The 25012-nt window shown below is 34.3% G+C and carries 19 protein-coding genes and 1 other RNA gene; 13 read left to right on the forward strand and 7 right to left on the reverse strand.

The window, feature by feature from the left end:
* Nucleotides 1-223: 223 nt before the first annotated feature.
* Nucleotides 224-621, reverse strand: a transfer-messenger RNA (tmRNA) gene (gene ssrA, locus QWY90_RS06365).
* A gap of 387 nt (nt 622-1008) precedes the next feature.
* Here ssrA and QWY90_RS06370 point away from each other — a divergent pair.
* The 10 genes from QWY90_RS06370 (at nt 1009) to QWY90_RS06415 (ending at nt 12847) form a co-directional block, all read left to right on the forward strand.
* Nucleotides 1009-1428: a transposase-like zinc-binding domain-containing protein gene (locus QWY90_RS06370; RefSeq protein WP_290285038.1), complete on the forward strand. Its 420-nt coding sequence runs from the start codon at nt 1009-1011 to the stop codon at nt 1426-1428.
* A gap of 99 nt (nt 1429-1527) precedes the next feature.
* The gene (locus QWY90_RS06375; protein ID WP_290285040.1) at nt 1528-2784 is read left to right on the forward strand and encodes a DcaP family trimeric outer membrane transporter; all 1257 of its coding nucleotides are present in this window, start codon (nt 1528-1530) and stop codon (nt 2782-2784) included.
* 26 nt (nt 2785-2810) lie between these two features.
* Nucleotides 2811-4349, forward strand: a complete 1539-nt coding sequence (locus tag QWY90_RS06380) for an MFS transporter (RefSeq protein ID WP_290285041.1) — start codon at nt 2811-2813, stop codon at nt 4347-4349.
* A gap of 12 nt (nt 4350-4361) precedes the next feature.
* Nucleotides 4362-4577, forward strand: a complete 216-nt coding sequence (locus tag QWY90_RS06385) for a DUF6814 family protein (RefSeq protein ID WP_290285042.1) — start codon at nt 4362-4364, stop codon at nt 4575-4577.
* Nucleotides 4578-4641: 64 nt separating this feature from the next.
* A complete protein-coding gene (locus QWY90_RS06390) occupies nt 4642-4836 on the forward strand; it encodes a hypothetical protein (RefSeq protein WP_290285043.1) in 195 nt (64 codons plus the stop codon).
* Entirely contained in the window at nt 4829-7516 is a 2688-nt protein-coding gene (locus tag QWY90_RS06395) for an ATP-binding protein (RefSeq protein ID WP_290285044.1), read from the forward strand. The genes QWY90_RS06390 and QWY90_RS06395 overlap by 8 nt, the downstream gene beginning before the upstream one ends.
* Before the next feature lie 97 nt (nt 7517-7613).
* Complete coding sequence (locus QWY90_RS06400) at nt 7614-7979, forward strand: response regulator transcription factor (protein ID WP_290285045.1); 366 nt, start codon at nt 7614-7616, stop codon at nt 7977-7979.
* 89 nt (nt 7980-8068) lie between these two features.
* Complete coding sequence (locus tag QWY90_RS06405; RefSeq protein WP_290285046.1) at nt 8069-9964, forward strand: acetate--CoA ligase; 1896 nt, start codon at nt 8069-8071, stop codon at nt 9962-9964.
* 161 nt (nt 9965-10125) lie between these two features.
* Nucleotides 10126-12033, forward strand: coding sequence for an acetate--CoA ligase (gene acs, locus QWY90_RS06410; RefSeq protein ID WP_290285047.1), 1908 nt, complete (start codon nt 10126-10128; stop codon nt 12031-12033).
* Between the two features lie 64 nt (nt 12034-12097).
* Nucleotides 12098-12847, forward strand: a complete 750-nt coding sequence (locus QWY90_RS06415; RefSeq protein ID WP_290285048.1) for a hypothetical protein — start codon at nt 12098-12100, stop codon at nt 12845-12847.
* 84 nt (nt 12848-12931) lie between these two features.
* Here QWY90_RS06415 and clpB read toward each other — a convergent pair whose 3' ends face one another.
* Complete coding sequence (gene clpB / locus QWY90_RS06420; protein WP_290285050.1) at nt 12932-15535, reverse strand: ATP-dependent chaperone ClpB; 2604 nt, start codon at nt 15533-15535, stop codon at nt 12932-12934.
* A gap of 165 nt (nt 15536-15700) precedes the next feature.
* Here clpB and ytxJ point away from each other — a divergent pair, with 165 nt between their 5' ends.
* Nucleotides 15701-16087, forward strand: a complete 387-nt coding sequence (ytxJ, locus tag QWY90_RS06425; RefSeq protein WP_290285051.1) for a bacillithiol system redox-active protein YtxJ — start codon at nt 15701-15703, stop codon at nt 16085-16087.
* A gap of 14 nt (nt 16088-16101) precedes the next feature.
* Here ytxJ and proB read toward each other — a convergent pair whose 3' ends face one another.
* The 5 genes from proB to QWY90_RS06450 form a co-directional block, all read right to left on the reverse strand.
* Complete coding sequence (gene proB, locus QWY90_RS06430; protein WP_290285052.1) at nt 16102-16872, reverse strand: glutamate 5-kinase; 771 nt, start codon at nt 16870-16872, stop codon at nt 16102-16104.
* Nucleotides 16856-18052, reverse strand: coding sequence for a glutamate-5-semialdehyde dehydrogenase (locus tag QWY90_RS06435; RefSeq protein WP_290285053.1), 1197 nt, complete (start codon nt 18050-18052; stop codon nt 16856-16858). Before QWY90_RS06435 ends, proB begins: the two co-directional genes overlap by 17 nt.
* Nucleotides 18053-18063: 11 nt before the next feature.
* The gene (locus tag QWY90_RS06440) at nt 18064-19248 is read right to left on the reverse strand and encodes a hypothetical protein (RefSeq protein ID WP_290285055.1); all 1185 of its coding nucleotides are present in this window, start codon (nt 19246-19248) and stop codon (nt 18064-18066) included.
* A gap of 241 nt (nt 19249-19489) precedes the next feature.
* Nucleotides 19490-20779: a threonine synthase gene (gene thrC / locus QWY90_RS06445; RefSeq protein ID WP_290285056.1), complete on the reverse strand. Its 1290-nt coding sequence runs from the start codon at nt 20777-20779 to the stop codon at nt 19490-19492.
* Nucleotides 20780-20798: 19 nt separating this feature from the next.
* Nucleotides 20799-21725, reverse strand: a complete 927-nt coding sequence (locus QWY90_RS06450) for a homoserine kinase (RefSeq protein WP_290286944.1) — start codon at nt 21723-21725, stop codon at nt 20799-20801.
* A gap of 243 nt (nt 21726-21968) precedes the next feature.
* Here QWY90_RS06450 and QWY90_RS06455 point away from each other — a divergent pair, with 243 nt between their 5' ends.
* Both QWY90_RS06455 and QWY90_RS06460 read left to right on the forward strand, forming a co-directional pair.
* Nucleotides 21969-23348 (forward strand): hypothetical protein, encoded by a 1380-nt coding sequence (locus QWY90_RS06455; RefSeq protein ID WP_290285057.1) that lies wholly within the window; start codon nt 21969-21971, stop codon nt 23346-23348.
* A 54-nt stretch (nt 23349-23402) separates the two neighbouring features.
* Nucleotides 23403-25001 (forward strand): TIR domain-containing protein, encoded by a 1599-nt coding sequence (locus QWY90_RS06460; RefSeq protein ID WP_290285058.1) that lies wholly within the window; start codon nt 23403-23405, stop codon nt 24999-25001.
* Nucleotides 25002-25012 lie beyond the last annotated feature (11 nt).

Genomic DNA, 25012 nt, shown 5'->3' on the forward strand with positions numbered 1-25012 from the left:
TATTAACATATTTTATTTCCTTAATAAGTCATTCAATATAGTTTTAGTTTTAAATGGAGATAATTACTGAAATGCACTTATAAAATTTTAATAAACTTTAAAAGTGAATAGTTTGTAAAAAATGATAAGGAAGAATAGTAGTTATCTATACTATTCAAAAGATATATCCTGACTTGTCAACTAAAATTAAAAACCCTGTAAAATTAAAACTTTACAGGGTTAAAAGTGGAGTCGCCGAGAATCGAACTCGGGTCCAAACAAGCAATTAAAAAGGGTTCTACACGTTTATTTTCTGATTGAGTTTTCGATATAGTGATAGGCCAGAAACAGCCACACTATACTTATCTTCTTAAATTTTCGTAACAGCCCCGAAGTTTCACTGTTCTTAGGTTTATTTTTACGATTCACCTGTGCCGACCGCCACAAACCAAAGCTATCGAGGTGAATCCTGCTTTCCTACCTTGTAGGACGAGGCTAATCTTACTTTAATTCAGATTATGCAGCAAGAGCGTAGTTTCCTTCGCCGTTTATGTTTTTGTGAATTTGGATTTACGAGCAAAAAACACAATGCTCGACGTGCTTACAATTCAATTCGACTTGCTGTCAAAACCAGTCGACCCCAAATTTGTTTTTTTGTCTTATCAAAAATTGTTCCGCAAAAGTAGTTTAAAGTTGTTAGTATAAAAAATCATATCAAAAGTTTATAAATAGCTTTATGATCTATATTGTTTGTGTCAAATTTTATGATGTTGTTTTGTTTATTCGAAAGTAAAAACTATTTTTTATTTTTAGCTGATTACTATCCTTCAGTCACGTTTGAAATTATTAAATTGAAACTATCATTACATTTATTAAAATACCCAGCTAATTCTTATTTTTTCATTTTATGAATGATTTAATAATAAAACAGTGTAATAATTTAACACTTCGTAATTTTAAACCAAATAAAATAGTAATATCACTTTCATATAATTGCTAAATAAGTATATTTATGCAAAATTTATATATATGGAAATTTTAGCCTGTCCAAAATGCCAAAGTAATACTATAGTTAAAAGCGGTATCATCAAAGAAAGACAAAGGTTTTTATGCAAAAAATGCAATTACTACTTCACAGTCAATAAACTTGGAAAAAAGATAGATAGTTACTATGTGACCAAAGCACTACAGTTGTTTCTGGAAGGTTTAAGTTATAGAGAAATTGAGCGTATTATAGGCGTTTCCCACGTAACCGTTAGTAATTGGGTAAAGGAGTTTAAAATAACAAAACCTAATCACACAGATTATCACCCAACATATAAGATTTACAACCACTTAGAACTACTGGAATTTCTAAAAAACAAAGAAATTATGAAAGGAGCTGGGATGATTATAACAGAATTAGGCGATAAATTTATGCTTATTAAATGGGAGCGTTTCAAAGATTAACTATAGTAATTTACAATAATATATATCATAATTTTTTTGATTCACAAAATGTTAGAATTTGGTACAACAAAATAGTAACCAAAACTAACAAATCAAATTATGAAAAAAATTTTATTATTATTGTTTGCAGTCTGTTCTTTTTCAGGTTATGCTCAAACACCAAGTACTCAGGCAACTCCAATACCCTTGGAGAAAGAATGGGAAGTAACCCCATATGGTTTTATCAGAACCGACTATATCTGGGACACACGTCGTTCAGCTCAAGTTCGCGAGTATAACTTAAACCTTTACCCTTTAGACGAGCAACTCGATGCCAATGGGGATGATGTTAACGCAGCAGGCGCTTCTAACTTTTTATCAGTAGTATCTCGCTTGGGAGTAAAAACAAAAGGACCTAATGTATGGGGTGCAAAAACAACAGGTACTCTTGAAGGTGATTTCTTTGGAAATACTGAGTCTAGTATTGGTTTGTTCCGTCTACGTCATGCTTATGTTACTTTAGAATGGAAAAAAACCAGCATATTAGTAGGACAAACTTGGTACCCAACTTTTATTCCTGAAGTAATTCCAGGTGTGGCTAACTTTAGTACTGGTATCATGTTCAACCCTTTTGGTTGGGTATCACAGGTGAGAATAAAACAAAACTTCACTAAAGAATTCTCTTTTGCCTTTACGGCTTATAAAGAAAGAGAGTTTACCACTGCAACTGCTACAGGCGGGACACAAAACTCCGCTTCTTTCAACTCTATGTTACCAACATTGCACGGTCAATTCCAATTCAAAAATAAAAACTGGATAGCTGGTTTAGGCTTTGAATACAAATCATTGCAACCAGTAACAGTGAGTAATAATTTGGCTTCTACCGAAAAACTCAATACCACTTCGGTAGTAGGGTATTTAAAATACAGCAACGACAAATTTTATATTAAAGCTTACGGAATTACTGGCAAAAACTTATACAATATGGTGATGTTAGGGGGATTTGCTGGCTATACCTTACCAGGAGAAGTTGAAACCTATGAAGGAATTAAAACGACAGCTATGTGGGTTGATATTGCCAGTAATGGTAAAAGTATAGCGCCAGGCTTGTTCTTTGGGTACACCAAAACAGATGGAGTGAGTAAAGACAATCCTACTGCCTTGTATGGAAGAGGTTTCTCAGGAACTCGGGGTGTAGATAATGTAATGAGAATATCAGCACGAGTAGATTTCAAACAAAACAAATTCAGAGTGACACCTGAGTTAGAATATACTGGAGCTACTTGGGGTGACTTAAAACCCGATGTGACTTTTGACGGAAACAACAAGAATGTAGGCAATTTCAGAGCCATGATTTCTTGTGCTTATACTTTTTAATAAACCAACTAAAATATTTATATAGTATGACTAAAAAATCAACAAAAGGAATCTGGAAAGTAATTTCGGCTTCCTCCTTAGGTACGATGATAGAATGGTATGACTTCTACATCTTCGGAAGTTTGGCCGTAGTATTATCTACTAAATTCTTTCCATCGGATAATCCAACTGCAGCGTTCTTATCCACATTGGCTACATTTGCCGCTGGTTTTGTAGTGCGTCCATTCGGAGCCTTATTCTTTGGTCGATTGGGAGACCTTATCGGAAGAAAATATACCTTTATGGTAACTTTATTATTAATGGGTGGAGCTACTTTCTTAATAGGATGTATCCCAAGTTATGAAACCATAGGTTATATGGCACCAGTTTTAGTATTGGTATTGCGATTGCTTCAAGGTCTGGCTCTTGGAGGTGAATATGGAGGTGCTGCAACTTATGTAGCAGAACACGCACCAAAAAATCAAAAAGGATATTGGACTTCGTGGATACAAACTACTGCAACAGTAGGTTTGTTTGTTTCGCTGGTAGTTATCTTAATTACTAAAGGAACACTATCTAAGGAAGCTTTTGACGAGTGGGGATGGAGAGTACCGTTTTGGGTATCTATTATCATGGTTTTTATCTCATATATGATTAGAAAAAACATGAATGAATCACCAGTTTTTGCTAAAGCTAAAGCAGAAGGGAAAACTGCAACCAATCCGTTAAAAGAGAGTTTTGGTAACAAATTTAATTTGAAGTTTGTCTTGTTAGCATTATTTGGAGCCACAATGGGACAGGGTGTTGTTTGGTATACCGGACAGTTTTATGCTATGAGTTTTATGAAGACGGTACAATGTATAGAATCTTCACAAGTAGATACTTTATTGGGGATTGCTTTAATTTTCGGAACGCCTTTCTTTGTATTCTTTGGATGGCTAAGTGATAAAATTGGCCGTAAAACTATAATGATGTCAGGACTGTTATTAGCTATTTTTCTTTACAGACCTATCTATAGAGCAATGTATACTACCACCGATCTGGCTTTGAAAACAGAAATTGTTGCCAAAACCAAAGTAATACCTTCCATAAAAGAAGTAGATGCAACCAAAATGGATTCTATTTATACCACAACAAAAATGTATATAGACGGTACTGCTCTAGAAGAAATCAAAACGAAACATTTTGAAGCGGGAAAACTAATGTTGGACGACAAAGGCAAAGATAAAATTGAGACTAAAATCACTAAAACGATTACTAATAGCGACCGATGGATGTTAGTATTTCTAGTATTTATTCAAGTGCTATTCGTAACTATGGTTTATGGTCCGATAGCTGCTTTCTTGGTAGAAATGTTCCCAGTGAAGATAAGATATACGTCAATGTCGTTGCCTTATCATGTTGGAAATGGTATATTTGGTGGATTACTGCCTGCCATTTCAACGTATTTTGTAACTACTGCCAAAGATGCCGGTGACGTAGAGTTTTACTTAGAAGGATTATGGTATCCGATTGGAATCGCTGCCGTATGTTTTGTCATCGGAATGATTTACATCGATAGAAAAATTAATACACTTCACGACTAAACACATAACAATATGAACACATTTAAAAAATATTTAGGAATTGTCTGGATAGCCTTAGCTATGGTAGTGGCTTATTTTGCCATCGGAATCTTTGGAGGAAAACTAACCTCAGGAAAACAAGACGATTTGGTTTTCGGAATAATAATATTCTTTATTTTATTACCTCTAGTGGTAACTGGCTTAACCATTTTTGGATGGTATGCCATAACAGATGAGTATGAAGATTAAATTTTAAAATTAATTGGTTAGCCAAGAGCTCTTAATTTCTTAAGGGCTTTTGGTTTTAAATGCTATGAAACAAAGACACCAACAAAAATTAGTAATTATATCAATGGTACTGTTGATTGGATTAAACATTCCAATACTGCTTCTTTTTGACAGTTCGCAATGTGTCATGGGTTTTCCTGTAATTTATATTTACATTTTTTCGGTTTGGCTGTCTTCTGTTTTGCTTTCTTTTGTCATCATAAAGCGCTACAATGAATAGTTTCTTTTTATTAATCATATTAGCTTTTTATTTGGGAATTCTTTTCATCATTGCGCATTGGGCAGAGAGAAAAGAAAACTCAAAGTGGACAAATAATCCATATATCTATTCGTTGTCTTTAGCTGTTTATTGTACTGCATGGACATACTATGGTAGCATTGGAGTGGCAGCGAATTCAGGTTTGAGTTACTTGCCGATTTACTTAGGCCCTATAATTATCGCTCCAGCGTGGATTGTGATTCTCAAGAAAATTATCAGAATATCAAGAGTAAATAAAATATCTAGTATTGCTGATTTTATTTCACTGCGCTATGGCAACAGTCGTTTTTTAGGGGCTGTAGTTACGATAGTTTGTTTGTTTGGAATTCTTCCTTATATCGCCTTGCAATTAAAGTCAATATCCGAAACGTTTCATTTGGTTACCAATACGAAGTCGAGTTCAAATGTTTTTGAAGATAGTACAACTTATGTGGCTTTTGCTTTAGCTTTTTTTTCTTCCATTTACGGAACGCGTTATGTAGATGCTTCAGAAAAACGAAAAGGAATTGTCACCGCTGTAGCTTTAGAAAGCGTCCTGAAGTTGGTTTTCTTCATCATCATCGGAGTATATGTTACGTTCTTTGTTTTTGATGGGTTTAATGATATTTATGCGAAAGCATCGCTCTTGGAAAACTTCCATGAAAAGAATACCATTGGCGGTTTGCCACAAGCTATCAATTGGTTTTTCCTGTGCCTGCTTTCTATGTTTGCCATCTTTTTATTGCCGAGACAATTTCAAGTATCAGTCATCGAAAACAATAGAGAAAACCATGTGAATACTGCGATTTGGTTGTTTCCTTTGTACCTGTTGCTGTTCAATATTTTTGTGTATCCAATTGCTTGGGGCGGTAATATTTTATTCGAAGGACAAACTGTCAATTCTGATACGTATTCTTTATTAATTCCACAGTTTTTTGGAAACAAAACATTGACAGTTATGGTTTTTCTTGGTGGATTTTCAGCGGCCATTTCAATGATTGTTGTTTCTTCTATCGGACTTTCCACCATGGTAAGTAACAACTTGATTATTCCTTATGGCTTGTTGGGAAGATTAAAAAATAACGAACAATCGACTATCAACAAAAAGATTGTCAATATCCGAAAAATTGGAATTTTCTCCTTAATTATAATTGCTTATTTCATCTACCGCTATTTTGGTTTAGATTACAGCTTGTTTTCTATTGGATTAATAGCTTTTGTAATTATTGCCCAATTAGCGCCTTCCTTTTTCGGTGCCTTATTCTGGAGAAGAGGTTCCAGAACAGGAGCTGTATCTGGATTAATTGTAGGTTTTGTGATTTGTTTGTATACTTTGCTTGTGCCATATGCTTTAGGAATAACTTCGTCCAATACCTCATTTATAACGGAAGGTTTATTTGGAATAAAGTTATTAAAACCATTGCAATTATTCGGACTAGATTATCTTCAACCTGTACCTCAAGCGTTGTTTTGGAGTTTGTTTTTTAATTTCATGACTTATGTAGCCGTTTCTGTTAGTTTCAAAGGAAACTATCGCGAACGTAACTATGCTGAAATGTTTTTGGATATCAACAAATACATCGCGATGCACGAAAATGCTTTTGTATGGAAAGGAACTGCCTACAGAACTGATATCGAAAAAGTACTGATTAAATTCTTGGGAGAAGTAAGAACCAAGCGTGCCATGAATATTTTTAATTTAAAATATAATATTGACAAAGACGCCGAACTAGCCGATGCACGCTTGATTAAGTTTTCAGAAAACCTTTTAACGGGTCACATTGGCACTGCTTCCGCCAAAATTTTAATCTCGAGTGTAGTCAAAGAAGAGAAAATTACATTACCCGAGGTCTTAAAGATTTTGGAAGAATCTAAAGAGAATATTATCATTAATAAAAAATTGACAGAAACCTCAAACGAACTTAAGGAAATCTCAGCAAAATTACAGAATGCCAATGCTTCGTTGATGATAAAAGACAAACAAAAAGATGAATTCTTAGATACTGTCACACACGAATTAAGAACACCAATAACCGCCATTAGAGCATCGAGTGAAATTTTGTACGATGATGACGAAATCCCTGAAGAATTACGCAAACAGTTTTTACAAAATATTATATCCGAATCGGACCGATTAAACCGACTGATTGATAAGATTTTGGATTTGGAAAAATTTGAAACGGGACGCCAAAAGGCAAACGTTGGATTGTATAAAGTTTTAGAAACAATTGAAAATGCCATCGAACCTTTGCAACAATTGATAGCTAATAAAAACATTCATATTCACATAGAAGGAAATAACAACTTGAAAGTTGATTTTGATCAAGACCGAATTGTGCAGGTTGTAACCAATTTGATTTCTAACGCCATTAAGTTTTGTCCCGAAAGTAATGGGTTAATCTCTGTAGCTGTTTATGACAAATCCAATTATGTTCAGGTAGAAGTAAGCGACAACGGAAAAGGCATCAATGCAAATGATTTTGATATTATTTTTGATAAATTCTATCAGTCAACCAATCAGAATTTCAAAAAACCTATAGGTAGCGGATTAGGATTAGCCATTTGCAAACAAATTATAGAACTCCACAAAGGGAAAATTTGGGCAACCAATAATACCACAGGTGGCGCTTGTTTAAGTTTTACATTACCCATAAAGCATTAACCATGAAATCGCCATTAACAACAAGTTTGCGCAAGCAAATGCCAATAAATAAAAAGGCGATATCATATATGACCACTAACAAATATATTTCACATATATGAAAAAGATTTTAATTGTTGACGATGAACCTAATATTGTAATGTCGCTCGAGTATACTTTCAAAAAAAACAACTTTGAAGTGTATATTGCACGTGATGGTCAGGAAGCTTTGGATATTTTAAAAACACAGTTCCCAGATATAATCATACTCGATATCATGATGCCTTTGGTAGACGGATTTGAAACCATTCAACAAATCAAGAAGAATGAAAAACTCAATCATTGCAAAGTGATTTTTCTCTCAGCCAAAAATAAAGAAAGCGACATCGAAAAAGGAATGGCACTTGGCGCAGATGCCTATTTAACCAAACCTTTTTCACTTAAAAAAGTTGTCGAACAAGTAAACCAATTACTGGAAAGATAAAATTTAAATAAACATTTATGGGATGCTATTTTGTCTTTTTCTTTTGAAATGGATTTCATAACTACACTCACAACTATAGAAAAATAACAATGAACTATCAAGAATTATACAATCAAAGTATACAAAATCCAGCGAAATTTTGGACAGAACAAGCCAATGAAATAGATTGGTATACCAAACCGCAACAAATACTATCAGCTGATGAAACAGGTTATCCGTTATGGTACAAAGACGGAAATTTAAATGCTTGCTACTTAGCTATAGACAAACATATTAACGATGGTTTTGGTGACCAAATTGCCATCATTTACGATTCACCGGTTACGCAAACGGTAAAAAAATATACCTACAACGAAGTGAAATCTGAAGTGGCAAGATTAGCAGGAGGCTTATTGTCATTAGGTTTAAAAAAAGGAAACACAGCAATTATTTATATGCCTATGATTCCGCAGGCAACTTTTGCTATGTTGGCTTGCGCCCGAATAGGTGTAACACATTCTGTTGTTTTTGGTGGATTCGCCCCACATGAATTAGCAATACGTATCGATGATTGTAAACCAAGAATAATAATAACTGCATCCTCCGGAATTGAAATCGACCGACTAATCGCTTACAAGCCTTTAGTAGATGAAGCCATTGCATTGGCAACACACAAACCCAAAAAAGTTGTTATTCTAAACAGAAAACTAGGAGCCAGAATTCCGTTCAAAAAATATGATGTCGATTATGATGCATTAGTTTACGGTTCGGAGGAAGCTGAATGTGTGCCGGTAGAAACTACACATCCATTGTATGTTTTATATACATCAGGCACCACAGGTAAACCAAAAGGAATCGTTCGTGACACCGGTGGTTATGCTGTAGCTTTAAAATTCTCCATGGAAAAGATTTATGGTGTCAAACCAGGAGAAGTTTTTTGGGCCGCTTCCGATGTAGGTTGGGTAGTTGGTCACAGTTTTATTGTTTACGGACCATTAATTAATAGAAATACAACTATAGTTTTCGAAGGCAAACCTATCAGGACTCCGGATGCAAGTACGTTTTGGAGAGTTATTGCGGAACACAAAGTAAGCGTAATGTTTACAGCTCCAACTGCTATTCGCGCCATCAAAAAAGAAGATCCCAACGGTGAGTTTATAAAAAAATACGATTTGTCAAGTTTAAGAACCCAATTCTTAGCAGGCGAGCGTTGTGATGTGGCTACTTTAGAATGGTATCGAGAGCACATTCCTGTTCCGGCAATCGATCATTGGTGGCAAACGGAGTCGGGCTGGCCCATGATATGCAATATGATGGGTGTCGAATATCTACCGATAAAACCAGGTTCTTCAGGAAAAGCCGTTTCGGGTTATAATATTAAAATTCTTGGTGAAGAAGGACAAGAATTAGGCCCCAATGAAGAAGGGTATGTAGTCATAAAACTGCCTTTGCCTCCCGGAACATTATTAGATATTTGGAACGATAACGAACGCTTTCAAGCGGGCTATTTGAATAAATATCCAGGTTATTACTTTTCTGGTGATGGCGGTTATATTGATGAAGATAATTATATTTTCATAACAGGCAGAGTAGATGATGTAATTAATGTGGCAGGTCACCGTTTGTCTACAGCCGAAATGGAAGAAATAGTGGCTTCACATCATGCCGTTGCGGAATGTGCCGTAATTGGCATTAACGATGAATTAAAAGGACAAATTCCACTGGCTTTGGTCGTCAGCAAACATGGCGAAACGATAGAACATTTTCAATTGCAATATGAAATTGTACAATTAGTAAGAGAACAAATCGGTGCTGTGGCTTCCTTGAGAGATGTAGTAATAGTTGAACGATTACCCAAAACACGTTCCGGAAAAATATTGCGCAAATTATTGCGTAGCATTGCTGATGGTGAGAATTTCCAAATCCCATCAACCATTGATGATGAAGCTATTATTGATGAAGTAAAAGGAGTATTGGAAATAGCAAAGATTGGTTCTTTCAAATAAAAAAAATAGGGCACAGAACATAGAAAACAGAAGTTATTCCCGAAAACTGCTTAGCCTATTTTCTTTACGCTTAACTATAGTTATTTAGCAATAAAATTTAACTAAACTTCAATAGAATATTTATATTTACATAACAAAATGATAATAAAATTAGATTTACAATGAGCTACTACAAAATAAACAACCTGGAACATTATTTCAAAATGTACAATAAGTCTGTTCGTGAACCCCGAAAGTTTTGGGATAAAATTGCAGATGAAAACTTTACCTGGTATCAAAAATGGGAGAAGGTCTTTGAGATGAATTTTCAAGAAGCCAAATTCAAATGGTTTGTCGATGCTAAAGTGAACATAACCAAAAACTGTATCGACCGGCATTTAGCACGTCGTGGAGATAAAACAGCTATCATTTTTGAACCTAATAATCCCGATGAAGCAGCACTCCATATTACTTATAATCAACTTTATGATAAAGTGGCTAGAATGGCTAATGTTCTGCGTGACCAAGGTGTGGAGAAAGGTGATAGAGTTTGTATTTATTTACCCATGATTCCCGAATTAGCCATTGCAACTTTAGCCTGCGCTCGAATCGGTGCTGTGCATTCAGTAGTTTTTGCCGGATTTTCTGCCTCAGCTGTTGCCGCAAGAATTAATGATTGCGAATGTAAAATGGTCATTACATCGGACGGAAGTTATCGCGGAAATAAATCTATTGACTTAAAAGGAATTGTTGATGAAGCATTAGAGAAAACACCATGTGTTGAAAAAGTTTTGGTAGTAAAACGAACTCACACAGAAGTGAAAATGAAAGAAGGTCGTGATCTTTGGTTGCAACCATTGCTTGATGCTGCTATTCCTAATAACGTTGCCGAAATCATGGATGCAGAAGATCCATTATTTATACTTTATACTTCGGGTTCTACCGGAAAACCAAAAGGAATGGTACATTCTACAGCCGGTTATATGGTGTATACGGCTTATACATTTAAAAATGTTTTCGACTACGAAGAAAATGATATTTTTTGGTGTACTGCAGATATTGGTTGGATTACCGGACATTCCTATATCCTTTACGGACCGCTTTTAAATGGTGCCACAACCGTTATTTTTGAAGGTGTTCCCTCTTATCCTGATTTTAGTCGTTTTTGGGAAGTTATCGAAAAACATAAAATCACACAGTTTTATACTGCACCAACAGCCATCCGTGCTTTAGCCAAAGAAAGTCTGGATTATGTGCAACGCTTTCCTTTGAAATCACTTCGCGTAATTGGTTCAGTAGGTGAACCTATAAACGAAGAAGCTTGGCATTGGTATAACGATCACGTTGGTGGTAAACGATGTCCATTAGTTGATACTTGGTGGCAAACCGAAACGGGAGGTATTATGATTTCTCCGGTGGCTTTTGTAACACCAACAAAACCAACTTATGCATCCTTACCATTACCAGGAATTCAACCGGTTTTAATGGATGAATTGCGTAACGAAATTGAAGGCAATCAGGTTACAGGAAGTTTGTGTATTAAATTTCCATGGCCATCTATTGCCAGAACAATATGGGGTGATCATCAGCGCTATAAAGAAACTTATTTTACAGCATTCCCAGGCAAATATTTTACAGGTGATGGCGCTTTACGCGATGAAGTTGGGTATTACAGAATTACAGGTAGAGTAGATGATGTTATTATAGTATCTGGACACAATCTTGGTACGGCGCCTATAGAAGATGCTATAAATGAGCATCCGGCTATTGCTGAAAGTGCCATAGTTGGTTTTCCTCACGATATAAAAGGGAATGCCTTGTATGGTTTTGTCATTCTTAAAGAAGTAGGGGAAAGCAGGGACAAAGACAATTTGGCTAAAGAAATCAACCAATTAATCTCAGACCAAATTGGTCCTATTGCCAAACTAGATAAAATTCAATTTGTGTCTAATCTCCCAAAAACACGTTCCGGAAAAATCATGCGTCGCATATTACGTAAGATAGCTGAAGGTGATTTTAGTAACTTTGGAGATACCTCAACTTTATTAAATCCTGAGATTGTAGATGAGATTAAAGAAGGAAAATTATAAGTAATTAAAGTAGGGTAAGGAATCATTGACTTGTTACTCCACTATAAATTTAAAATAAAATAATATGAAAAGCTTAAAAGCATTAATCGGAATTATGGTACTATTTATAATGGTTACCTCTTGCTCTAGTGATAGTAGTTCAAGTACCAATAAAATGACTATAATTGGTAAGGCTACTTATACTAATCCATCAAAAACGAATGTAACGCTATCTCCTCTTACGAGCGGTGTAGTATTAACAAGTTTTAAAATAAACATCAAAGAAATTGAATTTCAAGTTGCAGAAGGTAGCGAAGAAGAAGATCACCATGGTAATGGCGGAGATGATAATCATGATGGCATGTATAACGGAGATGATGAAACACAATTAAACGGTCCATGGGAATTAGATTTGCTTAACCAAACCGCACCGCTTACTACTGTAACTATTGCAAACGGAACCTACGAAGAAGTAAAGTTCAAATTAAATAAAAGTTTAGTTAGCACTTCCGACTTGTACAATAAAACAATGGAAATCAGAGGAACTATAAACGGAACACCTTTTGTTTATTGGCATGACTTCGAAAGCGAATTCGAAATTGATTATCATGATGCGGCTCAAAACTTAGTGGTTAGCAATGGTTCATTTGATTTGATAATCAATATAGACTTAAACCAAGTATTGAGCAGTGTTGATTTAACAAGCGCTGTTGATGGAAACGGAAACGGAACTATTGAAATTGGTCCAAACGATACTGACGGAAATAACGCATTAGCGCAACAACTTAATGACGATTTGGATGATGCTACAGAAATGGAAGATCACCACGACTAATTAGTTTAAAAATATAGAATTAAAAAGCCTAATAGGATATTAACTATTAGGCTTTTTAATTAAAACAGATTATCTCTATTAAACTTAGGACACTAGTTCACTCTGATTTCTAAAAACCAATTGCCCATCAAAACTATCTAAAAGGACGACACTATCTGTAGTTACTTTTCCTGCCAGAATTTCTTTGGAAAGCTGGTTAAGTACTTCTCTTTGAATAACTCTTTTTACCGGACGAGCTCCAAACTGAGGATCGTATCCTTTCTGTGCTAAATATTCAATAGCTTCCGGCGTTGCATCTAATGTAATGTTTTGATGCGCTAACATTTTAATAACGCTTTTCAACTGTAAGCCTACAATCTCTTTAATGTTTGCACTAGTCAATGGCGTGAACATTACAATTTCATCGATACGATTGATAAACTCAGGACGAACGGTTTGTTTTAACAAGCCCAAAACTTCTGCTTTTGCGGCTTCGGTAGCGGCTTCAATTCCACCTTTCAAATTTTCAAATTTTTCTTGTATAATGGCACTTCCCATATTGGAAGTCATTATGATAATCGTGTTTTTGAAATCGGCTAATCGTCCTTTGTTATCCGTTAATCGTCCTTCATCTAACACTTGTAATAAAATATTAAAAGTATCAGGATGGGCTTTTTCAATTTCATCTAACAGCACTACAGAATACGGTTTTCTGCGCACGGCTTCGGTTAATTGTCCACCTTCATCATAGCCCACATATCCTGGAGGAGCACCTACTAAACGGCTTACGCTGTGACGTTCTTGGTATTCACTCATATCGATACGCGTTAAAGCGTTTTCATCATCAAATAAATATTCGGCTAATGCCTTAGCTAATTCGGTTTTACCAACTCCGGTTGTTCCCAGAAATAAGAAGGTTCCAATTGGTTTTTTCATATCTTGTAATCCGGCGCGACTTCTACGAACCGCATCACTTATGGCTTCAATCGCTTCTTCTTGTCCCACAACTCTGTGGTGCAATTCATCTTCCAATTTTAAAAGCTTTTCTCTTTCGCCTTGTAACATTTTCATCACTGGAACTCCAGTCCATTTAGCAACTACTTCAGCAATATCTTCCCGAGTTACTTCCTCTTTTATCAATGAAGTTCCATCTTGCTTTTCTAATAATTCCTTTTGAAATTTATCCAAACGTTCTTGTGCTTCTTTGATTTTTCCGTAACGTATTTCAGCAACTTTACCATAATCACCATCGCGTTCAGCACGTTCGGCCTCGTATTTAAAGTCTTCAATTTCAGTTTTTACCAGTTGGATGTTATCCACTACGTCTTTCTCTGATTTCCATTTGGTGTAAATCTCATTTCTATCTTCTTTTAGATTTGCCAAATCCATTCGTAGTGCTTTCATCTTGCTCTCATCGTTCTCCCGTTTAATAGCTTCCAATTCGATTTCCAATTGCATAATCTTTCTATCCAAAACATCTAATTCTTCCGGTTTTGAATTGATTTCCATTCGCAATTTTGAAGCCGCTTCATCAATTAAGTCAATGGCTTTATCAGGCAGAAAACGATTGGTAATATAACGTTGTGAAAGTTCAACAGCTGCAATTATCGCTTCGTCTTTTATTTGAACTTTGTGATGTGTTTCATATTTTTCTTTGATTCCACGTAGAATAGAAATAGCACTTTCAGTATCGGGTTCGTCAATCATAATCTTTTGAAAACGACGTTCCAATGCTTTATCTTTTTCGAAGTACTTTTGATATTCGTCCAATGTTGTTGCTCCAATTGCTCTTAATTCACCACGAGCCAAAGCAGGTTTTAAAATATTGGCAGCATCCATAGCACCTTCACCACCTCCAGCTCCAACAAGTGTGTGGATTTCATCAATGAATAATACAATATCACCTTCAGCAGAAGTAACTTCTTTGACTACGGCTTTTAATCTTTCTTCAAATTCACCTTTGTATTTGGCACCGGCAATCAGCGAACCCATATCGAGTGAATAAACGACTTTGTCTTTAAGGTTTTCAGGTACGTCACCATCAACGATTCGATGTGCTAAACCTTCGGCGATAGCTGTTTTACCAACACCCGGTTCTCCAACTAGCATAGGATTGTTTTTAGTACGACGTGTTAGTATTTGCAGCACTCTTCGAATTTCTTCGTCTCTACCAATAACAGGGTCAAGTTTTCCCTGACGGGCTAATTCGTTTAGATTTTTAGCATATTTGTTCAAAGCGTTATAGGTTTCCTCAGCAGAAGCAGAAGTTACACGTTCGCCTTTTCTAATTTCGGCAATTGCTGATTCTAATCCTTTTTCATTTACGCCTTGGTCTTTTAAAATTTGAGCTACTTTACTTTTCGACTTGAATATGGCCAAAATTAAATGTTCGACAGCAACATATTCATCGTTCATTTTTTTAGCAATGATATTAGCTTCAGTTAAAGCATTGTTAGCTTCGCGAGACAACATGATTTCGCCACCCGAAACTTTTGGGAAACTTTGAATAGTGCTGTCTAATATCTTTTTAAATAAATCGACATTCACATTTAGTTTTTTCAAAATGAATGGCGTTACGTTTTCATCAACCTCTAGAATTCCCTTAAAGATGTGTTCGTTCTCAAGTTGTTGTTGACCAAAACTTTGTGCAATTTGCTGTGCTTGTTGCAGCGCTTCTTGCGATTTGATGGTTAAATTATTTAAGTTCATTGTTATAGGTGTATATTGTTAAAATTGTTTGATATCTTTTAAAGTTTTCTAACTTTGGAAACGAATGGTCAATATACATTCCAATATAAATTTACAGACAAATTGTCTTTTATTATATGATTTCTATCATATTGTCAAGACAAAATGTCTCAAAAACAGACAATTATGAGTTTTTTAAAGAATATGTTTGGTGCTAATGAAGAAAATCAATCGGTTTCAAAAGTAGGATGGAGGCAACTAACCGATTTAGGGCAGTTGAATGAAATTGTAAATGTATCTACAGAAAAAACGGTTGTTATTTTTAAACACAGCACCCGCTGTAGTATCAGTAGAATGGTGTTGAAACAATTTGAAAACGAGTTTGATTTGCAGGACAAAATTATTCCTTACTTCCTGGATTTATTAGCGCATAGAGATATTTCTAATGCGATAGCCAGTCGGTTTGAAGTACAGCATCAATCGCCGCAAGTTATCGTAATTAAAGAGGGAAAAGCGGTTTATACTGCTTCTCACGAAAGTATTGAGGTTGAGAAATTAGCAGCATTTATTTAAAAACAGCAGTAGGGCTACACTATTTTAGTAAACTTTGATTCTTTGTTCAAAGCTTTCAGGATAAAATTATCTTCCAACCCATTTACTATCCAGGTCTCTATTTTACCTTCTTTAGCAATGGTTGCTGCTTCAATTTTAGATTGCATTCCACCAGTTCCATGCGAGGATTTTGTATCACCAACTTCTTTTTCTAATGCTTTTAAATCAGTTACTATCGAAATGGTTTCAGGAATGTCATTATTGATGGAAGCTTTTGTATAAATTCCGTTAGTATTAGTGGCAATGATTAATATATCAACATGCAATAATACAGCCGTTAGTGCCGCCAATTTATCATTATCACCAAACTGAATTTCATCGGTGGCAACCGTATCATTTTCATTAATGATTGGAATGTAATTGTTTTTCAATAATACGTTTATGGTGTTTACGATATTGACTTTAGATTGTTCCTTTTCAAAATCGGAGTAGGATAATAAACACTGAGAAATGAGTAAACCCAAATCGCTAAAGTTTTCTTGATAAATACGCATCAGATGCGGTTGACCAATAGAAGCCAACGCTTGTTTTACAAATACTTCTTTATCCTGACTTTCTAATTTTACAAATTGTTTAGCGGCAGCAATCGCACCCGAACTTACTATTACAAATTCGTATTTGTCTTTTAAAGCAGCGATTTGCATCCCAATATCTTCAATCTTTCCTCTCGAAATATGATTGGTTTCTTTGGTTAAAGTATTGCTCCCTAATTTTAAAAGAATTCTCTTTTTATCTGATTTGTCCATCGCCGTAAATATACCATTTATTAGTAACCAAATGTTGTAAGCCTAATGGTCCACGTTGATGAAGCTTGTCTGTACTAATAGCCAATTCACCACCTAGTCCAAACTGTCCTCCATCTGTAAAACGGGTTGAAGCATTTTGATAGACAGCCGCTGCGTCAATATTTTCCATAAATTCATTGGCAAGTAAATCATTTTTTGTAATGATGGAAGCGGAATGTCCGCCACAATACCTGTTGATTTTAGCTATTGCTTCTTGATTAGAATTAACCGTTCCGATTACAATTTTATAGTCTAAAAACTCTTCATGCCAAATAGCATCTGATTCAATTTGAAGTACGTTGGTTACTTGTGCAATAGTAGCATCGCCTAAAACAGTGACATTTCTTTGTTGCAACTCTGATACCACTTTCTTAGCAAAGGTTTCCCATTTAGGCAGCGTAGTATCAATTAAAACTTTATCTAAAGCATTACAAACGGATATGTTTGATGTTTTGCCATTAATAATAATTGATAAAGCTTTATCTAAATCAGCTTCTTGATTTACATACACAAAATTATTTCCTCTTCCGCTGACGATTACCGGGCAAGTGGCGTGTTTTTTTACAAAGTCAATTAACGCTTCGCCACCTCTGGGAACAATTAAATCAACTTTTTGAGAAGGATGTTCTAAAAATTGTTGCGTTTCGTTTCGGTCAAAATTTAAATAGCTAATCCAATGGTTTGGAATGTCATTATCTGATAAAGCCTGGTGCCACAAACTAACAATTTTCAGGTTAGTGCGTAACGATTCTTTGCCGCCTTTTAGCAGAATTTTGTTTCCTGATTTAAATGCAATAGCTGTTGCTTCTACTGTAACATCGGGTCTTGATTCATAGATAATAAGTATCGTTCCAAAGGAGGCCGTTTTATTTTGAATTTTCATCCCGTTTTCTGGAGTGAAACTATATAAAAGCTTTCCAATAGGATCTTCCTGACCGACTAATTGCTGTAAGGAAGCAATCATCCCGTCTATTTTTTCATCATCTACCAAAAGCCTTTTTCTCATGGCCAAATCAGCACCTGAATAGTTAACACTATCTTCTACATTCACTAGCTTAATATTGGCTCTTTCTTGCTCAAGCAATGCTGCCATTCGGGTTAGAATAGTATTTCTCTTAGCAATAGGAATGGAATGAAGCATGATGGTATACTTTATCTTCTGAATTTATTCTTTATAATAATATCTTTAAGTTTTGCTTTTAAATCGTTTCCGGTATCAAAAACCATTTGTTCATTGCTTGGAAAAGGAACAACTCTTTTGTCGAAATTTGTATAATAAGTATCTTCACAGGCCCGTTTATCGCCTTTGTAAGTAGCATAAATATTAGAGAATACAAACTCACTGCTTATTGGGAAAGTCTCAATTAGCTGGTTGGTTTTAAAGTTGATAAAATCTATTTTGGCATTTATCTGACATGATTTTATTTGTGAAAACTCATAAATACTGATGCGAATTGTTTTCATATTATCCACTTTTATAGGTTGTCCTAAGCTGTCTTTTACTACATTGCCATGCGCATCCAAAAGATTTTTCAAGCCATCTTTAATCTGTTTTTCTTTGTCAAATTGTTTTTCCTTTACCTGTTCGGGTGAAATATTAATTTGACGGAAGTTTACAATCAAACCATAATCGTAGTCAATTCCTTTTTGACGGTTGCTGTGGTATACGGTCCATTTATCATTCAATCCATAGGTGCTAAAATCCAATAAATCATTTTCTAAACGTACCGGAATAACCATGTTCGTTTCGTTTTTGGTATACACATTTACAAAATCGGTTCCTTTAAATTTAGCTTCATCGGTTAGTTTGGCTACATCTTTAAATCCGGGATTAATACTTTCTAAATACACCAAATCATCATAAGCACGGCGAATCGTCAGCTTGTCTTTTGTTACCAATAATGCTTTAGAATTGTCGTAAAGGTATTTTGACAAGGCATTTTTACTACTTACAATTTGATCCGAATAATCATCAAAAGGGAATTGAGCATCACGTCCTTCTTTTAGTAACTTCAAAGGTAAAAGTGGTCGAATCTCTTCTTGACGATAATTTAACTGAACGTAAGTGTTGTATATTTTTTCTAAGTTCTGTGGATTGGCATCTTTAAACCAACCATTGATATCACGTAAATCGCGCTCTTTAGCTTTAGCAAAAGCTTCTTCTAATAGATAGATATAATCTTGTTTGCCTTTAGCATTTTTATTTCCACGTAAACCATCAACAGCGTTCCTAATAGCAGCATCATACTCGCCGGAAGTTAGTAATTCCCGAGTTTGTTTTACGCCACAAGATGAAAGGATAAGAAATAAGGCAAGGAGTGAAGTAATTTTTTTCATTGGTTAGATTTTAAACAAATATAATAGAAATGCTATTGTTTTGAAAGCTCTTTTTGTAAGAATAAAAGTTTTGTTCTAGTCATGTTCTAGTTTTGTTCGGCAAAAGGCCCAAAAGGGTACCACAACCTAGAACAAAACCCGAACGAAACCCGAACAAAGGTCGAACAAAAAAACAGCGTTTTTTTACAGTATCGTCTTATAAACACTGAAGATTATACAGTTACAAAAATGTAAGAATAATTTAGCTTAGCAAAAAGGATTTAAATTCCTCATACGTTTTGATTCGAGTGCTAACTTTTTCTTTTCCTAACACGCTTTCAATTTGTTTTGGAATAGGTAGTTTTAAGTCCAATAAAGGTTCAACGGTATCTAAGAATTTTATGGGATGTGCAGTTTCTAAAAAGACACCAACACTGTTAGGTTGTTTTGCCATTTCCTTTTTCAAACCCAGATAACCTACAGCACCATGAGGTTCGGCTATGTATTTTGTTCGGTTGTAAATGTCTTTGATAGCGATTTCGGTCTCAGCATCAGTATAACTATAGGATGAAAAGTCCTTTTCAAATTCACTTAAATTATGATTGTATAACTCTTGGATACGAATAAAATTACTTGGGTTACCCACATCCATGGCATTGGAAATTGTAGCAATTGATGGTTTTGGATCATAGTTTCCTTTTTCTAAAAACCTTGGAACGGTATCGTTAGCATTAGTGGAAGCTACAAAATGAGCTATTGGTAAACCTAATTTTTTTGCCATAATTCCGGCACAAATGTTTCCGAAGTTTCCGCTTGGGCAAGATAAAATGATTGGTTTGTTGTGTTTTTTTAATTGTTGGTAGGCAAAGAAAATATAAAACATCTGTGGCAACCAACGCGCAATGTTAATTGAGTTAGCAGAAGTAAGATTCAGATGCTTTAAACTTTCGTCAAGGAATGCTTTTTTTACCATATCCTGACAGTCATCAAAAACGCCGTCAACTTGCAAAGCTTTTATATTCTGACCTAAGGTTGTCAATTGTCTTTCTTGAATATCACTCACTTTTCCGGACGGATAGAGAATGATAACCTCTACACCTTTAACACCTAAAAACCCACTGGCAACTGCACCGCCAGTATCACCGGAAGTGGCTACTAAAACTGTGTTTTTAATATCTTTATCTCTGTTGAAATAGGCAAGGCAACGCGACATAAATCGGCCACCAACGTCTTTAAACGCCATAGTTGGTCCGTGAAAAAGCTCTAAAGAAAACACATTCTCTTCTACCGGCACACACGGAAAATCAAAGCATAAAGTCTCGCTAATAATGCGTTTAAGCTCGACTTCCGGAATTTCATCACCAACGAATTGTTTAATGGCTTCAAAAGCAATTTCTTCATGTGAAAGATGCTCTATGTTAGCGAAGAAAGAATCAGCTAAAGGTGAAATGCTCTCTGGAAAATATAATCCTCTGTCAGGCGCTAATCCAGCAACAACAGCTTCCTGAAAACTAACTTTATGTGATTTATTATTTAGGCTATAGTAATTCATAATTCCTAATTCGTAATTCTTAATTGGTAATTAATTTTGTTCCTTCATCATTCACTTTAGAAATATGAATATCAAAAGGAATTCCCGTAACTGCGTATGCATCACTCATGCTTTTGGCCACAGCTTTTGCAATATTTTCTCCTTTGCATAAGGCAAATATGGATGGTCCAGCACCCGAAATTCCAGAACCTAACGCACCATTTTGCAACGCTGCATTTTTAACTTCATCAAAATTCGGAATCAAATGTTTTCTGGCTGGTTCAACAATTACATCATTAAGCGATCGTCCGATTAGTTCGTAGTCTTTAGAATATAAACCAGCTATTAATCCGCCGAGATTTCCCCATTGGGTAATCGCATTTTTAAGTGAAACTTCAGGTTTTAAAACGGCGCGCGCATCCGAAGTTTTCACTTCAATATGAGGATGTAAAACGGCAGCATAAATCTCACTTGGACTTTCAATCTTAATCACATCTAACGGATTGTAACCGCGAACCAAAGTGAAACCACCCAATACACAAGGCGCTACATTATCGGCATGTTCACTGCCACTGGCAACGACTTCGCCTTTCATGGCAAAATAGACCAACTCGTGTTTGGTAAACGGTTTGCCCAAGAGTTCGTTGATGCCAAAAACCGCTCCGGCTGCACTGGCAGAACTGCTTCCAATGCCACTTCCGGCTTTTATGTTTTTATAGATTTCTATTTCAAAACCAAAGTCGGATTGTGTTGCATTCAATAAGGCTAAACCAGCAACTCCGGCTACGTTTTTTTCGGTTTCGAGAGGTAAATCGGCGCCGATAATTTTGGTGATTCTAATTCCTTTTTCAGCAACTTTTCTAATAATCATTTCGTCACCAATACCTTCTAGACACAACCCCATTACGTCAAATCCGCAATTGAGATTGGCGATAGTGGCAGGACAGAATATTTTGATTTCGTTCATCATAAAAAAAAATAATTGTTTGTGTGCAATAAATGAACTTTAATTTTACTGAAGGCAAATCTAGTAAAATTATTTAGAGAATAATTGTTTTGAATAATAGCACCTAAGAATTGTTTTGAATTATAAATATTTGTTTCTATGTTTGTTAAGTATAATCTTCTAAAATTTATTAATCTTAAACTTTTTTAATGTATAAATTTTATGTAGTAAAAAATCATTTTATCAATTGACAAGTAATTAGTTATGTTAAAAATAGGTATTACTGGGCATAGAAATTTAGTAAATACAAAAGACGTAAAAGATAGAATATCTTTGTTTTTTGATTATTATAAAAATTTAGATGATGAATTAATAGCGATTACATCATTAGCTATTGGTGCCGATACAATTTTTGCTCAAGTTGCACAAAGTAAAAATATACCATTACGAATTATCTTGCCTTTTGAAAATGAAGAGTTTAAAAAAGATTTTCATGAATCAGATTTAAAAACACTAGAGGATTTTTTAAAAAACAATAATTACGAATCAGTCTTTAATTTAAAAGGCAATCATCCTGTTGAAAGAAATAATTCCTATTTGGAAACAGGTAAGTTTATTGTAGATGAATCTGATATTATTTTAGCAGTTTGGGACGGTAAACCATCTAATGGTATTGGTGGGACAGGCGATATAGTTGAATATGCTATGTCTAAAAAGAAGCAAGTAAACATAATAAATGGTCAAAAAAACATAAAAAGTTTTAAAGAAATTGAAAAAGATGAAGTTAAATCTACATTTGAGAAACTTGATGATGAAGCGAAAATTTATAAGAAGAAAAGGTTTGAATTAGCTTGGTTTGGCGGAATAATTTCTGGATTATTAGCTGTTTTCTGTTTTGCTATTGCATTAACACTTCCAATTGAAGAAAGTAATAAATTTTATTTATCAATAGGTGAAGCACTATTTTTAACAATTTCATTTATACTATTGGCCGTTTATGCAAAAAAATGGAAGAAAGTATTTTTAGATAAACGAAGAGGTGCAGAATATTTAAGATTGTTAATTTGGTATAAAGATTCTGGAATACCAATACCAGTTTTAGAGAAAATTGATTATAGTCCTAGCCAAGAAATTCTTGATATTGAAAGCAAACTAACTTCTAATTTAACTAGAGTAGAAAACTTATCAAACGCTAAAAGGATTACATGGAGCTTAGCTCAAGAGCAAATTAATTATCATTTATCAAGAGTTTCTTTATTTCATAAAAGGAATGAAAATATTGAAAAAGCACTAACATCAATAAAATATATTTTCTTTATGAATGTTGCTTTGATTTTGTTTATTGAAAGCCTTCATTTTTTTCATATTCATTTTGATATTACTATTCTTAAATTTTTATGGATTATTTTGCCTCCTATCTATGCAGCGTTTGAGGGAGTAAAATATTTTAGTGAATGGAAAAGAAATATTGTAATATCAAATAAAACAATTAACGCTTTAGAAGAAATTAAAAAGAAAGTCTTGAAATGTAATAATGAATCAGATTTTGAAATAGTATCAAAAGAACTAAGAAACACGCTAGAAATAGAGAATAGTGATTGGGCAATACGATATGATGAAAAAGAAATGGAAGCAAAGTTATAATTCATAAAAAACTACCTGGGTGAAGAAAGTGATAGCATTTTATATTTTTTAATGATGGAAAAGAATTTAATATTTTTTAGTTATTCAAGGGTAGATTCTAATTTTGCATTGAAATTAGCGAAAGATCTTCGACAATCTGGAATTGAATTGTGGATAGATCAATTAGATATAAAAGGTGGAACTCACTGGGATGCTTCTATTGAAGACGCTTTGAATTCAGCAAATAGAATGATTGTAATACTTTCAGCTTCTTCTGTGGCTTCTAATAACGTAATGGATGAGGTATCTTATGCTTTAGAAAACAACAAAAAAATAATCCCTGTTCTTTTAAATGATTGTAAAGCACCCTTCAGATTAAGAAGACTTCAGCATATTGATTTTACTTTAGATTACAAGAAAGGGTTGAGTCAATTATTGGAAGCAATAAACTCTACAAATATTCAAAATCCAATCCTTGTTGTAAATGAAGTTGAAAAACAAATCTCTTTACCAGAAAATGATAATGAAGTAATTGAACCTATTAAACCAGAGGTTGTAAAGCTTGTAAAGAAAGAAAAAGAAAAGGATAGAGAAAGAGTAAGCGAAAGGGAAATAGAAAAGGAGAAGGAAAGAGAAAAAGAAGTCCAAAAAAGGAGAAACAAAATAATTATTATTGGAATTTCAGCATTAGTTGTATTGGTAATATTGGCTATGGTTACTTATAATTACCAATTTAAAAAACCAGAAGAAGTAATAAATACATTTCCTTTGGATACTACAGAAATAGAAGTTCCAAAAGTAAAAGATACACTGAATAACTCTGACACAATTAATAAATCAGAAACTGATAAAATAATTATAAAACAATTGTTTGGTTTGGTTAGCAAAGACGGAACAAAATTTTCTTATTATGGAGAAACAGTAAACAACATCCCAAATGGTAAAGGAACCGGAACATTTATTGAGGAAAAATATACAGGAGGATGGAAAAATGGCTATAGAGTAGGAAATGGAATTGTTACAGATAAATCAGGAGGAAAAATTACAGGAAATTTTAAAGATGATAAATTAAATGGGTATGGAATCCTTACTTCTAAAGATTATAATTATAAAGGTTTTTTTAAGGATAATAAATTTAATGGAAAGGGAACATTAATTTCAAAAGATGGAGATAGTTATACAGGAAATTTTAAAAACGGAGTTTGTGATGGGATTGGTACTTATAAATATAAAAATGGAGATAAATATGAAGGAGAATTTAAAAATAATTTATTTAACGGTAATGGAACAATTAATTATGCTAATGGAGATACATACTCAGGATCATGGAAAAATGATGAAAAAGATGGGCATGGAACTTATATTACAAAAGATGGATATAAATATATTGGGACTTGGGAAAAGGATAATGAAAAGATTGGTTATCGTACACATGCAACTAAATTTTCTTCATACATAGGATATACTAAAAATGGAAAACGTGACGGCTTGGGAACATTTATTATTTTTGATAAATACGAAATAAGAAATTGTCCAAATTCTAAAAAATATATAGGGGGTTGGAAAGAAGATATGCTAGAAGGTTTCGGACGATGTTATGATAAAAATAACAAACTAATTTATGAAGGTGATTTTAAAGATGATAAACCTGTATCAAAATATCCAAACAGATAAAAAAAACAGCT

Origin of the sequence: Flavobacterium paronense, assembly GCF_030409795.1 — a bacterium.
Classification (GTDB): Bacteria; Bacteroidota; Bacteroidia; order Flavobacteriales; family Flavobacteriaceae; genus Flavobacterium; species Flavobacterium paronense.